This is a genomic window from Nocardia sp. TBRC8007 (assembly GCF_056629435.1).
Genome location: NZ_JBWSOR010000006.1, coordinates 53,539 through 67,687, shown reverse-complemented (window position 1 = coordinate 67,687; position 14,149 = coordinate 53,539). Strand labels below are relative to the sequence as shown.

The window sequence follows — 14,149 nt, the reverse complement described above, 5'->3', positions numbered from 1 at the left end:
CCTGCGCTACTCATAGCGCGTTTCTGCTATTTCTTGCGGCTCGAGCAGTTGAGATGTTGTTTGGCTTGCTCGACTTCTTCGTCGCGCAGCGGCGGGACTGCGAGATCTCGGCGGGGTGTGCCATCCGCGCGCACGCCATTGAGTGCGATGGCCATGTATCGCTGCCATACCTCGGGATTGACCGGCTTGGCGAATTCGGCGACGCCATCGACCATATGGATGAGTGCGAAGAAGTCCGAGGGCTCGATGCCCTCGGCGAGAACTTTCGCGTCGCGCGCGCGGGCGCAGAGGGCGGTCGCGGCGGGCTTGATTCGGTCGCGCACGATGGCGAAGCGGTTGGCCTCGTCGTCCTCCAGCTCGAGGACTACCTCGCTGAATCCACGGTTGGTGGCTATATGCCTGCATGCGTATTCGAAGAATTCGACGAGTCCGAACCAGGGGTCGGGGTTGCGGCAGGCGGCGTCGGCCGCGTCGGCGAAATCGCTCAGGTTCTGTTCGAAGACCTCGACGATCAGTTCCCTCTTGTTGGCGAAGCGGCGGTAGACCGTGCCGACGCCGACGCCAGCTCGCTCGGCTACGTCATCAAGAGTGATCTCGAGTCCGTGGTCAGCGAACAGTTCGCGCGCCGCAGCGATGATTCGCTGCTGATTGCGCGCGGCATCGGCCCGCAGGCGCCGGGGCGAAGAGGCGAGCGTGGCGTGATTCACGTCCCTGATTCTACCAACCTTTCGGACTAAGTGGAGAGACTATCTCCGTTATTGTGATACCTTCTTCAGTCGAGTGGATAACGTGCGGTTCGCGGCGACAGCGTACTTCTGTCCGGAAACGATCGAAGCGTTCGTATAGAGGTTTTCCGTCCGGCGCACAGGCAATGTCATGGGCTGCTTCATCATTGATAGGGAACCGGAATCCCGAGGATTCCGGCTGCCACGGCATGGGTAGCCAAGAGGCTGCTGAGCCCATTTTTCTGTTTCGGGGCGCACCATAACCACACCACCCGTTCAGCCCGGCCGTCGAGGTTCGTAGACTCCTCGGATCGAGCATGGTCGTGCAGAACGTCCTATCCGCTAGGGGGTAGCGGCAGGACGTCGGTGATCGGCTCGATATGGCGTGGTGGTACGTAGTTCGGCTCAGCGATCGACGGGAACGGCACGACCGAAGGGGGTCAGGCAATGAGTGGTTCGCGAAGGAGTTCTCCCACGTGGGGACAGCGGTGGCCCGCGACGCGGCTCACCGTGCTGTCCGAGGCGGACGGCGACTGGCGGCGCGCGCCGGTGGCGCACCAGAATGTGCTGTGGCAGGAAGGTAAGCGATGACGGCGCCGGTCGGTTCGGCCGTTGGAATCGTCGGTTCGGCGCGGTTCGGCGATCCGAGCAGCGCGGAGACCGGTGCTCCGTGGTATGTCGCCGCAGGGACAGGTTTCCGCGTCGCGCCGACCATATCGCTCGGGTTCGGCCGTGAGAACATCCGTTCGGCCGCAAAGACGAGCGACGTGGCTGCGGGGCCGGTAGCGACCGAATGGTCGTGGACATGATTCTGATGACGAGCCGGGCGCAGCCGATAGGGAAGGGAGACCCGAGCATGGCCCGCGATAGAGCTGGGCGTCCCGCACGTCCTACTGATCTGGAAGATATCGCACATCTGGTGACGGCCTACTACAGCCGCGTGCCGGATATGCGGGACCCGGCACAGCGTGTGGTCTTCGGGACCTCGGGACATCGTGGTTGCAGCTTGGACAATTCCTTCAACGAGGCGCATATCCTCGCGATCACCCAATCGATCGTCGAGTACCGCGCTACCCGCGGCATCACGGGGCCGGTCTATCTGGCCAGAGACACCCATGCCCTGTCCGAGCCTGCGTGGACCACCGCGCTCGAAGTACTCGCAGCCAATGGCGTGACCGCGATGATCGACGCGCGCGACCGATACACGCCGACACCCGCCCTGAGTCACGCTGTGCTGCGCCACAATCGCAACGGCACTATCCACCAGGCCGACGGTATTGTGGTCACTCCTTCGCACAACCCGCCGCGTGATGGCGGTTTCAAGTACAACCCACCGCACGGTGGCCCGGCCGACAACACGGCCACCGACGCTATCGCCGCACGTGCCAACGCGCTACTGCGCGATGGGCTCACCGAAGTCAGACGCACCATCCTGCAGCGTGCGCGGAAAACTGGCGTGCAGCGCTACGACTACCTCGATCATTACGTCGCCGACCTGCCCAACGTGCTGAACCTGGATGCGATCCGCGGCGCGGGCATCCGGCTCGGCACCGACCCGATGGGCGGCGCCAGTGTGGACTACTGGGAGGAGATCGGCCAGCGCTACGACCTCGAACTCGAAGTCGTCAACCCATGTGTAGATCCCACCTGGCGGTTCATGACACTCGACAGCGACGGCAAGATCCGGATGGACCCGTCTTCGCGATATGCGATGGCCTCGCTGGTCGGGATCAAGGACGATTACGATATCTCCACCGGGAATGATGCCGACGCCGACCGTCACGGCATTGTCACACCCGATGGCGGGTTGATGAACCCGAACCATTTCCTGGCGGTGGCCATCGAGTACTTGGTGGCCAACCGGATGGGTTGGGACGCGCTGACCAAGATCGGTAAGACTGCGGTGACCTCATCGATGATCGATCGTGTGGTCTCGGTGCTCGGCCGAGATATACACGAGGTGCCGGTCGGATTCAAGTTCTTCGTGCCAGGATTATTCAGCGGCAGTTTGGCTTTCGGTGGAGAGGAGAGCGCGGGCGCGTCGTTTCTGCGGATGGACGGCAGTGTGTGGACCACCGACAAGGACGGCATTCTGCTCGCGTTGCTCGCGGGTGAGATCGCCGCGGTCACCGGCCAGAGCCCGTCTGCGCGCTACATCGAACTCGAACGCCGCTACGGCAGTCCCGCATATGCGCGGATCGACGCCCCGGCCACCGCGGAACAGAAACGGTTGCTCGCGCAGTTGACTCCGGACATGATCACTACTAGGGAGATCGCCGGCGAGCCGGTCACCGAAGTGCTCACTCGAGCACGGGGCAACGGCGCGCCGTTGGGCGGCCTCAAGGTGACCACCGAGAACGCGTGGTTCGCCGCTCGTCCCTCCGGTACCGAGAACAAGTACAAGATCTACGCGGAATCGTTCCATGGCCCCGAACACTTGGCCGGGGTGCGGACAGCCGCGGAGGAATTGGTGGGGCAGGCGCTGTCCGGTGTCCGATAGATCGACGGCCAAGAGTTCCGAGCCGCTGCCGGTCGAAATCTGGGTGCTGCTCGGGGGCGCGTTCGTCATCGCCATCGGATTCGGTCTGGTAGCCCCGGTGTTGCCTCAGTTCGCGCGCGGGTTCGGCGTCGGTGTGGCAGCCGCCTCGGCGATCGTCTCCGCGTTCGCCTTGATGCGCTTGCTGTTCGCTCCGGCGAGTGGACGGCTGGTGCAACGGCTGGGGGAGCGTTCGGTTTATCTCGGTGGGCTGTTGATCGTCGCGTTGTCCACCGGAGCCAGTGCCGCAGCTCAAAGTTACTGGCAACTCATGGTGCTGCGTTCGCTCGGCGGCATCGGGTCGACCATGTTCACCGTCTCGTCGCTGGCGCTGGTCATTCGGTTGTCGCCGTCCGACCACCGTGGCCGAGTGTCCGGGCTGTGGTCGACCAGCTTCCTGGTCGGCTCGGTGAGCGGGCCGCTGGTTGGTAGTGCGTTGTCCGGGCTCGGGTTGCGTTGGCCGTTCGTGATCTACGCGTTCGCGCTGCTCGGCGTGACTGTTGCGGTATACCTGAGCTTGCGGAATTCGACATTGGCCACTCCGGAGCCGGTCGGCGGCGTGCGCCTGATGTCTTTTCGCGAAGGATGGGCGCGACCGGAATACCGGGCGGTGCTGCTGTCGAATTTCGCCAACGGCGCGGCTGTGTTCGGTGTGCGGATGGCGTTGGTGCCGCTACTGGTCGTAGAAGTGCTGCACCGAGCACCGGGAATGGCGGGTGTCGCGCTGACGGCTTTCGCGGCGGGCAATGTCTCAGTCTTGTTCGCCGCGGGGCGCGCGTCCGATCGGTGGGGACGAAAACCGTTCGTGATCGTCGGCTTGCTGGTGTGCGCAGCGGGCACCGCGGGACTCGGTCTGGCGATGACTTTTCCGTGGCTGCTGGCCACATCCTTCCTCGCCGGGCTCGGTTCCGGCATGTTCACTCCTACTCTGCAGGCCGCTGTCGCCGATATCATTGGTCCTGCGGCGCGCGGCGGCCCTGTTCTGGCAGGCTTCCAGATGGCCGCCGACTTCGGCACTGTTATCGGTCCGATCGTCATCGGTGCCCTTGCGCAGCGACTTTCCTACGGGTTCGCGCTCGGCGTAACCGGTGCGCTGCTCGCCCTCGCTGCGATTGCCTGGGCCGTGGTTCCCGAGCCACTGCGTCGCAGGGACGCTGTCCGACCGGAGCCAGGGGCCGACTGTAAGCGCGGTATGGATGACGCTGCATCACGATCGGTCCGGACCGAACACGCAGTGCCCGCCGCGCCTGTCATCACCGGATCCGGGAGTGGCCGCGGGGAGCGCGCAGCGGTAGCGGATGATCAGGAGGCGGTGCGGGAGGCTTCATAACGCAAGTAGATATCTGCCAGTTGGGTGCCGACGGTGCCCGCATGCCGCATCCGGCCGCCGGAACCAGGAACATCCAGCCCGAATGCTGGATAGACGGTCGGTTGCGGCACAGTATCCCTGTGAGCGAATCGCGTTCGAACTACACACCGCGGCCGATGTCCAATACGACGACCTACGCATTGGGCGCGGTCGCTGTTACATTGATCGTATTGATTGTCATCGCCGCATTCCAGTGGGGGCAGGACGAAGTGGCAGTCCGCAACGACGGCTACGGCCCGGTGCGCAATACCGAGGTGCGAACAGTACTCGAGCAGGACGGTTCGATTCTGCTCGGTCGCCCGGAGGCGAAGAAGACCATCACGATCTTCGAAGATCCGCTGTGCCCCGCTTGCGGCCACCTGGAGCGCATCTATGGGCAGGAGATCGCCCAGCAGATCGACGAGGGCGCGTTCGCTGTGCGCTATCGCTTGGTGAACTTCCTGGACGACCGCTCGCGGAGCAAGGATTACTCCACCCGCGCCGTGGCCGCGAGCCGCTGTGTCGCCGAAGCGGGATCCGGTCCGGTCTTCTCCCGATTCCACACCGACCTGTTCACCACGAAGCGCCCCAGCGAAGGCGGCGCCGATCTGAGCAATGAGAAGCTTGCCGAACTCGCCCGCGCTGCCGGAGCACCGAAATCGGCGCTGCAGTGCATCGCGACCGGTGCCGAGGTCGATGCCGCTCGCGCCAACGCGACAGCGCAGACCGCCGCTCTCGGTAATGCCCTCGGTAAACCGGCAGCCACTCCCACGGTCTTCGACGGCGCGACCAGGATCGACACCAAGGACGAGAGCTGGGTGACCTCGCTCACCGATTGACCGGTGGGCGGAACGTGCCGCAGGCCATAAGCCGCGCCACCACGCCGACCACATAGCGGCGGGCGCGGCGCACTGTGCGTGCTGAGAACAGGAATCCGCAGCGATACGCCGAATCTGGTACGGCGAGATGATGGCGACTTCGATCGAGGCGATTTGGTTGCCGACACACCATTGGTGTAACTTCATTCAAGCACGACGGGGACACCCGGAGCGTGAGCCATCAGGGGCTATGGCGCAGCTGGTAGCGCACCACACTGGCAGTGTGGGGGTCAGGGGTTCGAGTCCCCTTAGCTCCACTCGAATAGAAGGCCAGGCCCGAAGAATCCTCGGGCCTGGCCTTCTGTATTCCTGCGGCCATTACCCATCGACTGGCGCTCAGTAGCCGACCATCGGGCTATCGAAGCAGATCGACATCGAGCATGACCATGCTACTTAGCTACTGACTCCGAGTTGCTGTACGAATGCCGTTACTCCAGGGGGAGGGGTGAGTCGTCGTAGAATCGCGAATAGTTGGGCGATTCCAGCTTGATGCGGGTGAGTGACTCGGAGCGATTTCTTCGAGTGCGCGGCCCCGCTCGCCGTCATTTCCGGTCGGCTGTTACGCCCAGGTCTGTCGACAAGATCGGTAGGTATCCGGTTATGCGAACTGATGGAGACGAATGGGACATTGTCAGCAGTGTCGGGCGCACTGCGTTGGTGGTCGCGGTGTTCCGGGCATTGGAGACGACTTCTCCCGATCCGCTGATCCAGGATGATTACGCGGCACTGTTCATCGAGGCTGCGGGTGATCGGCGCTATATCGAAATAGTTGCCGACCCCGCATCGTTGCCTGGGAAGCTGCTTCTTCCCGGTTTCATGGGCTATCGGACGAAGTTCTTCGACGAGTTCTTCTTGTCGGCCACGGCGAGCGGTATCCGGCAGGCGGTGATCGTGGCTGCGGGGTTGGACGCGCGAGCGTATCGCCTCGACTGGCCTGCGGGGACAACTGTATTCGAGATCGACCAGCCGAAGGTGCTGGAGTTCAAACAGCGGGTGCTCGCCGAACATCATGCGCAGCCGAAGGCAGATCGGCGAGTAGTCGAGGTGGACTTGCGCGACGATTGGCCCACTGCCCTCCGCGCGGTAGGCTTCGATCCCGGTGAACCCACCGTGTGGTCTGCGGAAGGGCTGCTACCCTATCTTCCCGGCGCCGCACAGGACGCTTTGTTCGAGCGGATCCACCAGCTCTCCGCGCCCGCCAGCCGGCTCAGCGTGGAGAATTCCGTGACGAAAGCCGATTTCTATCGCATGATGGCTGTCACGTCGAAGTACATCGATATGAGCCCGTTCAACGATTTGGACACGAGCGAGCTGTTCTACGATGATGAACGGGCGGATCCGGCGCGATGGTTGACCAGTAACGGCTGGTCGGTGGAAGCCCTCATAACGACCGAATTGGCCACATCCTACGGTCGGCCGGTACCAGAGCTCCCGGCGGAGCTCATCGAGCTGTGGCGGCAACCGAGGTATCTGACCGCAGTGCGTTAGTCTCGAATTTCTTACTGCGGCTTAGGTCTGAAGGGTCTGCGGGGGTCATGCTCGGTGGCTGGTGGTATGAAGGTCTCGGTGGATAGATGACCCGCCTGATCGTGGTGTCGAACTGCACGAACAGTATTCAGGGATGTCCAATCCGTCGGTGAGGAGCGGCCACATAGGCCAGAAGAGCTATAGATGAGTGGCTGCGACCAGCACAGCAGACACCATGTCCACTCCAAGGTGGCCAGCAGCTGATGAACCGCCCCTACGCCTGAGCGCTACGGTGTCTGGCGGGGATACCTGTCAGACACCGGGGATGTCAGGAAGACGTCAGGCAGAAGGGGTGGCCAGCCGGATCCAGGAGTACCCGCCAGCGTCCGTCGCCGGGCTGATGGGCCGGTTTGACCGCGCCGAGTTCCAGCGCCAGATCTTCCATCGCAACGAGGTCGTCAGCGCGAAAATCCAGGTGGAACTGTTGTGGCACGTCCTGACCCGGCCACTGCGGAGCCCGGTATCGGTCAACCCTTTGGAATCCCAGATCACAGCCGGAGCCGTCCGTCAGAGCGACGAAATCGTCCGTATTGAAAAGCTCGCGCATACCGGTCAGTGCACCGTAGAAGCCCGCCAGCACCTGCGGGTCGGCACAGTCCAAAGTCACCCCTCGTAGTACAGCGCCTGGCACCATTCGCTCCTTCGTGTCCGCGCGTCTGTCTCCGTAAGCCGCTGCTGCACGCGATCACCGGCCACAGCCACACCGTACCCGCCACGTCCACTGCTGCAGTAGCGATTTATCCCTGCCTCAAAGAGCGTCTGAGAACTCAGGTGGTTGGCCCGCTGTCGCGGACCAACTGTCGGGTGATGATGGGCCGGTGGTGTCGGTCGAGCGGTATCTGGCGTATCTGACCGATATCGAGCGGTCGACGAACATGGTCAAGGCATATGCGCATGATCTGAAGGACTGTTTCGTCTTTCTTGGTCGGTGTGAGCTGGACTGGCGGGCGGTCCATTCGGAGGACGTCGCGGAGTTCGTGTTCTGGCTACGCCGTCCGCCGTTGGCTCGAAATGGGGCGGTGGCTATGCTGCCGTCGGTGGAGCACTACTACACGGAATCGACAGTGAACAGGAAGCTTTCGGTGGTGAGTGCTTTTTACCAGCATGCCGCGAGGAACGGTGTGGACCTGGGCGAACCTCACCATTGAAAACCCGCCAGCTACGCACTCGCGCCGTCGACGGGGAGCCGAAAGCCGCACGGGTCAGTGCGTTTGGCATCAGCCGCGAAACTGTCTACAGCTAGCTACGTACCGACACCTCCTCCGTTTCCGAGGATTGAGATTCGGTGGAAACCGAATGAGAATCAACAGACCTGACAGAATCTCTGCTGGTCAGGAAGAGCGATTCCCGCGCACGCAGAGATGAGCCCGATGTGGTCAGCCGACCCGCCTTGAAGTCGGGGTGATTCCCGCGCCCGCGGAGATGAGCCTATCTACATCACCCGCGGCCCGTGTTATGCGTGGTGGTCCCCGCGTACGAGGGGATGAGCCCTGTACGAGGTCTGCTGTGTGCGGCCGTGGGCGCTTGATCCCCACGCGTGCGGGGATGGCCCGGTTCGGGTGAGGTGTTCGATCTGGTTGGTCTGGTTCGTGCAGCGATTCCGATCGATCACTGGACTGTCTACGGTGTCGTACGGGAGTTCGACGTAGCCGAAACCTTGGTCTAGCTGTGTTCTCGGTACGCAGGTCGGTGGCGATGGTCTCGGCGCGGGCGGGTACGACCGGGTGTTGTTGGATGTGTTCGATCTGGCGCAGGGTGGTCAGATCACGGGTGATGTGGTGCGGAACCGGGTGGATCCGCTCGAGCGTTGCGGAGTCGGTCGCGTTCGGCGGTGAGCGTGGCGTTGATGTGACGTAGTGCGGTGATGGCGTCCTCGAGGTCGAGAATCCGCGCGATCGCGGTGAGGTTGATCCCTTGGCCGGCCAGCGCGGCGATGCGCGCCAGCCGGGCGAGGTCGTCGTCGCTGTAGCGGCGGGTGCCTCCTGCGCTGCGGGCCGGGGTGACCAGACCGTATTGCTCGTACAGACGCAGTGAATGCGCCCCCATTCCGGCCAGCTCGGCGGCCACCGAGATCCCGTACACCGCCTGCCCTGGGCCGGGTCGGTGATCGCCACCGGTACGGGGCAGGTGGTCGTGTCGATCCAGCATCCAACTCCTCTTTTTCGATGCCTTCAGGTTACCTCAGAGTGACACTTGCACTCTTCTCAGTAGAGTGCTAAAAATAATCTAAGTCAGATGACAGAGATTATCTGAGCGTCTTTGATTGAGAATGGAGTGAGTGGAAGTGGCGACCATGTTGATGCGCACCGATCCGTTTCGGGATCTGGATCGCCTGACCCAGCAGATGTTCGGCACGTCGGCACGTCCGGCGGTGATGCCGATGGACGCCTGGCGCGAAGGTGACGAGTTCTTCGCCGAACTCGACCTGCCCGGCATCGACCCGGAATCCCTGGACTTGGATATCGAACGCAACGTGGTGACCGTGCGCGCCTCGCGCCCGCAATTGAATCCCGACCGGTCGATGATCGCCGCGGAACGCACCCGAGGTGTGTTCAGTCGGCAGCTGTTCCTCGGGGAGAACCTCGATACCGATGCCATCCGCGCCGATTACCGCGACGGAGTCCTGCGCCTGGTGATCCCAGTCGCGGAGAAGGCCAAACCCCGCAAGATCGAGATCACCCACTACCACGACGAGCATCGGACGATCGACGCTTGACCCCGGCGGCATCACGAGAGGGCCATGATGCCCCCTGTGGCGATATGCGTGCCCGGTCCCGTGAAGACCGAGACCATCGAGAAGCTGTCGCGGACCGGCTTCACGGGCGGCGTCCCACCCCCGAGTCGGTCCGACAGCGTGACCCGCCTCAGGTGTATGGACGGGCCCGAGACGGAATCCGATGACGAGTGGAAGTGAGGTGATGCCTGTCGCGGACATTCGGACACAAAGTCCAGTGGAAGACCGACTGGAACTCCGCACCATTGTCGGTCTGGATCTTCTCGACCTGGAACGGCAGCCGGGAGAGGACGTAGTCCAGGAACTGGATCGCGGTCTTCTGGTCCGAGCGGGGATAGATACGCCGCGCCCGCGGCCGGGGGCGGTCGTCGATGGCGATGTACTGGTAGAAGCTCTTGCGCCGCCCGGCCGCGGTGGTGATCGGTTCGATGAACTTCACATCGATCCGCACATGGTGGCCGGGGCGCTGCTTCTCGTAGCGCTTCCAGCGCTGCTTGTGGCGTTTGTAGCGCTGTGAGGCCGGCAGCCGGTTCATGTTCAGCCGCTTCAGGATTCGCCATACCGTGGACTGGCTGATCGACACATCGTGGTAGCGTTGCAGATACATCGTGATCTTCATCGGACCGAAGTGGTAGTGCTGGCGCAAGTGGATGATCTTGGTGACCACCTCGGGTTCTGTGACGGTCGGGCAGTGCAGCGGAGCGCTGGAGCGATCCTCGAGCCCGTCGAGCCCTTCGTCCTCGTAGCGGCGCTTCCATCGGTAGAAGATGTTGCGGCTGATGCAGTAGTAGCGGCAGGTCGCGGCCACGTTACCGCTGACCTCCTCGGCATGCCGAAGCACCGCTAGGCGCCCGTTCGCACGCCGGACCAGATCCTTCTCACTCCATACACGTTCGGGCACGGAACTCCTTTCAGGAGCCCACAGTGTCAACGACCTTCGTCAGTTTTAGACCTGTTCGGTTGTCTCGGTCCGGGGACACTGCTGTTGGCCGACCGGAACTTCGACGCGGCGAAGGACATCTCTGCCGCTGCCGCGACTGGCGCACAGCTACTGATCCGTGGCCAGATCAGACGGAAGATGCCGATCCTCGCCCGCCTCGAGGTCGGGTCATGGCTGACCTGCATCGGCCAGACACGAGTACGGGTCGTCGATGTCGAATCCTCATCACAAGCACCCGTGACGGCCGGGTCATCCAGCGCGTCGAGCGCTACCAGCTGATCACGACACTGACCGACCCCCGCCGCTACCGCGCCGCCGAACTGGCCGAGCTCTATCACCAGCGGTGGGAGATCGAAACCAGTTACTTCGAACTGAAATACAGCATCCTCGGCGGCCGGGCGCTACGCGCCCGCCAACCCGAACTCGTCATCCAGGAGGTCTACGCCCTAATCCAAGTCGAGATCCTCGTTAACGGTTGACATCCCAGGCACTCACCCAAACTGCGCGGTATTGCCGTTAACGGTCGGGTGGCCCGGGTTGAGATACCCTGGGCCACCCGACTGTTGTATTTACAATCCCTATACCGGTTAGGGTCCGTGTCGAAGCCCTTTGAGGGTGGCGCCGCTGCGCGGTACCACCCTCAACTGTTTTGAATGCTGTCGCTCGCGTCGGCGTACGGGGAGGTCTCGGGTAGGTGGTTTAGAAGATCATGAAAATCGGTGATCTACTGGAGTTTTCGGGACCAGCGTAGCGTACTTGAACCGCCACTCAGTGAGCATGGTTGGAGCTGTTGCCGCCACGGCAAAAGAAGGCGGGACAGGCCCACCCGTCGCGGTGGACGAGGCGGCAGCGCATCGATGAATTCGGTGGCGGACTCGGGTCGGTCGCCCCTGACGTGACGTGCCACCGCGGTACGGGTCCCGGTTCGTCGTTGCGGGCTGATTGTGCTGGCGAACAAGGGGTGCCACGGTATCGATGGTCTGCCCATCGAGTACAAGGGATGTGCCGAGCCCGAATCGCGGAAGGCTGCCGACCGTGCGTATGCGCGGCGGCGAGGTCGGGGCGAACGCGCGAACGCACAGCTGAAGAGTTGGAAGGTGCTGCACAAACCGCAGTGCTGCCCGCACAGGACTGGAGTGTTCGCCAAAGGCATTCCTGTTCTACAGGACTGCGAGGTCTATACCGCACGGGGATAAAGGCTCAGTACCAGAGGTGCGAACTCACCAGGAACTCTTGTACGCGTTGGGCAGCTCGCCTCGGTGCGCTGACTCGCACAAAAGACGCGGCAGAACCCAAAAACAAATGCAGTACAAGGAAATTCGATCTGCAGTCATGAAATCAACTGTGTGGAGCGTCCGAATTGCTGCCCACTCGTGATCATGTCACGACCGGAGACCGCTGTGAAAAAAATGAACAAAAATAAATTTAGCTGACAATAACTTAAGGGGTCGTGTCTACTGATCTCCGCCGGAAAGGTGTTGAAGGAAAGCGGTATTGCGGACGCTATGTACTACCGCGCGAATCTCTTCCCGTTACGACTTTCAGCCGGGATACCGGAAGGAAGTCGACACGGTCGTTGCGGACCTCGTGTACGCCGCGAGCACCTACCGTGCGCCTGAAGTACTCAAGAATTGAACAAAGACAGAAGGATCGGACAATGAAGCGTGGCATCAGTATTGCTGTCGGAATGGTATCTGCGATATCTACCGCCCTCCTGCCGGCAATTCCTGCGCATGCGGGCAGCCCACAGCTCCCCAGACTCCAAGACGTGTTCAGGGCGCAGATCTTGGACTACGAGACTGCGGATACCAGTAAAGTGACGTTCACTCATTCCTCCGTGGCGCTTGCGGGAAAACCCAGAATCACTCTGGGTAAACAGTGGTTCGCAGGCACGTCGACCTTGCGGAACACCAGTGACCAGCCACAAACCATGACCAGCCAGAGCTTCTCCAAGACCGTGGCCAACACGACAACGACATCGGTTACGCGCGGGTTCGAAGTCTGGACCAAGGTATTGGCCACGCTGAATCTCGGGACAGCACTGCAGGTGGGTGCCGAACTGAATACGACCTGGAGCTTCAGCCAGACGAATAGCACCTCGACATCCAAGTCGTCGACCTACACCGCTCCCGGACAGACCGTCACGGTTCCTCCCCACTCCACAGCCACGGTCTCCGTCATGCTGCAGCAGTCGGTAGCCACGGGAAACGTCGAACTGAACACCGATATCGGCGGCTCCATCAGCAACCTACAAGGTCGTAATGCGGTGGGTCCCGTACGATACTTCCCTCCATTCCAGATCTATAAGACGATCAGGTTGACGAACGATAAGCACACGACCTTTGATCGCAGGGTGCCTCCGCCGCTACGAGATGGATTCTCGCTGAACGATGCCAGGCAGGTGTTGAACTTCAAGGGTGCCGGAACCTACAGCGCCACTTACGGAGCGAACTTCGCAGTCAAGATTTCGATCAAACCGGACGCTCCCAACGCACCCGCGCCGAAAACCTTGACACGAACCTTCAATGCATTCTGATCTGCATGCACATACTCGCCGCGGTTCCTCGATCCGCACCGATACCGGTCTGTCCTCGACTGCCGGCTCGGGGGCGATCCTTTGTGCCGACCATTTCCGTGTCCGTCGCAGGTGCTCGATCCGCATGAGGGCCTCGACAGTCAGCAGGGTATTACGGTGAGACACGGTGGTTCTTTCGGTGGCGTGGTGGATGTGTGAGTTGATGTTTCACATCTTGCTGCCGGAAGAGCCGCCCTCCTCAGCTCACCCCACGTTCCGTATCGACTCGGAGCCGCTGGTCAGCACAAACATGATCGCAGTGGACACCGCGCGGTCATCCACCGGCGCTTCTACGGCAGCGGCGGCAGCCGTTGTCCACAAGAATGATTCGCAAGAACATCGGTTGCCGATGAGATATCTCGGATTCATGCCCAGTCCGGCGGACTTTACGGCAAACGCCGGATCAAGGCCGCGTTGCCGGCCGAGTGCGAGATGATCGTCAACCACAAGCTGGTTACCTCGATCATGGACGAGCGGGGGCTGTTCGGCTTGCCCAGAAGCAAAACGGCGTGGTCACCCGAACTTGCGGTGAGCACTCCTGAAGACCTGATGAACCGGGCCTTCACTGCTGCTGGTCCGGGACAACCTGAACATGCACCGCGACGACCACCTACGCACATTCATCGACACCCACGACTTGACCGACTGCTACCAGATACCACCGTATGTACCCGAGCCGAACTCGGTCGAGGGCGTCTGGTCACTACTGAAGCGAAATAGCCAGGCCGACAACGCATTCACAGTATCGACTCATCTGCTGCACACACTCTGCCACGGTCTACGACAAATCCGATACCGTCACAGCCTCATCGACGGATGCTTCGCCGCAACCGGACGCACACTCATGGACATCACACCGAAAGGCTCGATAACCAACTGACCCCAC

At 61.9% G+C, this 14,149-nt stretch carries 16 protein-coding genes, 1 tRNA gene and 1 pseudogene; 13 read left to right on the top strand and 5 right to left on the bottom strand.

The features are described 5' to 3' along the window. Positions 1-26: 26 nt before the first annotated feature. Complete coding sequence (locus ACX4ZE_RS08710) at positions 27-707, bottom strand: TetR/AcrR family transcriptional regulator (protein ID WP_480272817.1); 681 nt, start codon at positions 705-707, stop codon at positions 27-29. A 465-nt stretch (positions 708-1,172) separates the two neighbouring features. Between ACX4ZE_RS08710 and ACX4ZE_RS08705 the strand changes: the two genes are divergently transcribed. The 4 genes from ACX4ZE_RS08705 to ACX4ZE_RS08690 are packed head-to-tail and all read left to right on the top strand — an operon-like array spanning position 1,173 to position 4,591. Beyond that, positions 1,173-1,316, top strand: a complete 144-nt coding sequence (locus ACX4ZE_RS08705; protein WP_480272816.1) for a hypothetical protein — start codon at positions 1,173-1,175, stop codon at positions 1,314-1,316. Then, entirely contained in the window at positions 1,313-1,534 is a 222-nt protein-coding gene (locus ACX4ZE_RS08700) for a hypothetical protein (protein ID WP_480272815.1), read from the top strand. Before ACX4ZE_RS08705 ends, ACX4ZE_RS08700 begins: the two co-directional genes overlap by 4 nt. 47 nt (positions 1,535-1,581) lie before the next feature. Beyond that, positions 1,582-3,225 carry a phosphoglucomutase (alpha-D-glucose-1,6-bisphosphate-dependent) gene (pgm, locus tag ACX4ZE_RS08695; RefSeq protein WP_480272814.1) on the top strand — a complete coding sequence of 548 codons (1,644 nt, stop codon included), beginning with the start codon at positions 1,582-1,584 and terminating at the stop codon, positions 3,223-3,225. Continuing rightward, positions 3,215-4,591: an MFS transporter gene (locus tag ACX4ZE_RS08690; RefSeq protein WP_480272813.1), complete on the top strand. Its 1,377-nt coding sequence runs from the start codon at positions 3,215-3,217 to the stop codon at positions 4,589-4,591. The genes pgm and ACX4ZE_RS08690 overlap by 11 nt, the downstream gene beginning before the upstream one ends. On the opposite strand, the gene ACX4ZE_RS08685 is transcribed toward ACX4ZE_RS08690, so the two are convergent. After that, positions 4,564-4,701 (bottom strand): hypothetical protein, encoded by a 138-nt coding sequence (locus tag ACX4ZE_RS08685; protein WP_480272812.1) that lies wholly within the window; start codon positions 4,699-4,701, stop codon positions 4,564-4,566. The genes ACX4ZE_RS08690 and ACX4ZE_RS08685 overlap by 28 nt on opposite strands. Positions 4,702-4,710: 9 nt before the next feature. Here ACX4ZE_RS08685 and ACX4ZE_RS08680 point away from each other — a divergent pair, with 9 nt between their 5' ends. The 3 genes from ACX4ZE_RS08680 to ACX4ZE_RS08670 all read left to right on the top strand — a co-directional run bounded on the left by ACX4ZE_RS08680 (position 4,711) and on the right by ACX4ZE_RS08670 (position 6,975). Continuing rightward, positions 4,711-5,448 carry a DsbA family protein gene (locus ACX4ZE_RS08680; protein WP_480272811.1) on the top strand — a complete coding sequence of 246 codons (738 nt, stop codon included), beginning with the start codon at positions 4,711-4,713 and terminating at the stop codon, positions 5,446-5,448. Between the two features lie 223 nt (positions 5,449-5,671). Continuing rightward, a tRNA-Ala gene (locus ACX4ZE_RS08675) sits at positions 5,672-5,744 on the top strand. 343 nt (positions 5,745-6,087) lie between these two features. Next, positions 6,088-6,975, top strand: coding sequence for a class I SAM-dependent methyltransferase (locus tag ACX4ZE_RS08670; protein ID WP_480272810.1), 888 nt, complete (start codon positions 6,088-6,090; stop codon positions 6,973-6,975). 307 nt (positions 6,976-7,282) lie between these two features. On the opposite strand, the gene ACX4ZE_RS08665 is transcribed toward ACX4ZE_RS08670, so the two are convergent. Then, entirely contained in the window at positions 7,283-7,648 is a 366-nt protein-coding gene (locus ACX4ZE_RS08665) for a VOC family protein (RefSeq protein WP_480272809.1), read from the bottom strand. A 184-nt stretch (positions 7,649-7,832) separates the two neighbouring features. Between ACX4ZE_RS08665 and ACX4ZE_RS08660 the strand changes: the two genes are divergently transcribed. Next, complete coding sequence (locus ACX4ZE_RS08660; protein WP_480272808.1) at positions 7,833-8,162, top strand: site-specific integrase; 330 nt, start codon at positions 7,833-7,835, stop codon at positions 8,160-8,162. Positions 8,163-8,778: 616 nt separating this feature from the next. Here the strand turns inward: ACX4ZE_RS08660 and ACX4ZE_RS08655 are convergent. Next, a complete protein-coding gene (locus tag ACX4ZE_RS08655) occupies positions 8,779-9,162 on the bottom strand; it encodes a MerR family transcriptional regulator (RefSeq protein ID WP_480272807.1) in 384 nt (127 codons plus the stop codon). Positions 9,163-9,292: 130 nt separating this feature from the next. Between ACX4ZE_RS08655 and ACX4ZE_RS08650 the strand changes: the two genes are divergently transcribed. Then, on the top strand, positions 9,293-9,730 hold the full coding sequence (locus tag ACX4ZE_RS08650) for an Hsp20/alpha crystallin family protein (RefSeq protein WP_480272806.1): 438 nt from the start codon (positions 9,293-9,295) through the stop codon (positions 9,728-9,730). Positions 9,731-9,878: 148 nt separating this feature from the next. Here the strand turns inward: ACX4ZE_RS08650 and ACX4ZE_RS08645 are convergent, their stop codons facing one another. Next, positions 9,879-10,649: a helix-turn-helix domain-containing protein gene (locus ACX4ZE_RS08645; RefSeq protein ID WP_480272805.1), complete on the bottom strand. Its 771-nt coding sequence runs from the start codon at positions 10,647-10,649 to the stop codon at positions 9,879-9,881. 209 nt (positions 10,650-10,858) lie between these two features. Between ACX4ZE_RS08645 and ACX4ZE_RS08640 the strand changes: the two genes are divergently transcribed. From ACX4ZE_RS08640 to ACX4ZE_RS08625, 4 genes and pseudogenes are all read left to right on the top strand, one after another. Then, a complete protein-coding gene (locus ACX4ZE_RS08640; protein ID WP_480272804.1) occupies positions 10,859-11,167 on the top strand; it encodes a transposase in 309 nt (102 codons plus the stop codon). Positions 11,168-12,456: 1,289 nt separating this feature from the next. After that, positions 12,457-13,224 carry an ETX/MTX2 family pore-forming toxin gene (locus tag ACX4ZE_RS08635; RefSeq protein WP_480272803.1) on the top strand — a complete coding sequence of 256 codons (768 nt, stop codon included), beginning with the start codon at positions 12,457-12,459 and terminating at the stop codon, positions 13,222-13,224. Positions 13,225-13,617: 393 nt separating this feature from the next. Beyond that, positions 13,618-13,755: pseudogene (locus tag ACX4ZE_RS08630) on the top strand (helix-turn-helix domain-containing protein); the annotation flags it as partial. A gap of 73 nt (positions 13,756-13,828) precedes the next feature. Next, entirely contained in the window at positions 13,829-14,143 is a 315-nt protein-coding gene (locus ACX4ZE_RS08625) for a transposase (protein WP_480272902.1), read from the top strand. Positions 14,144-14,149: the final 6 nt, after the last annotated feature.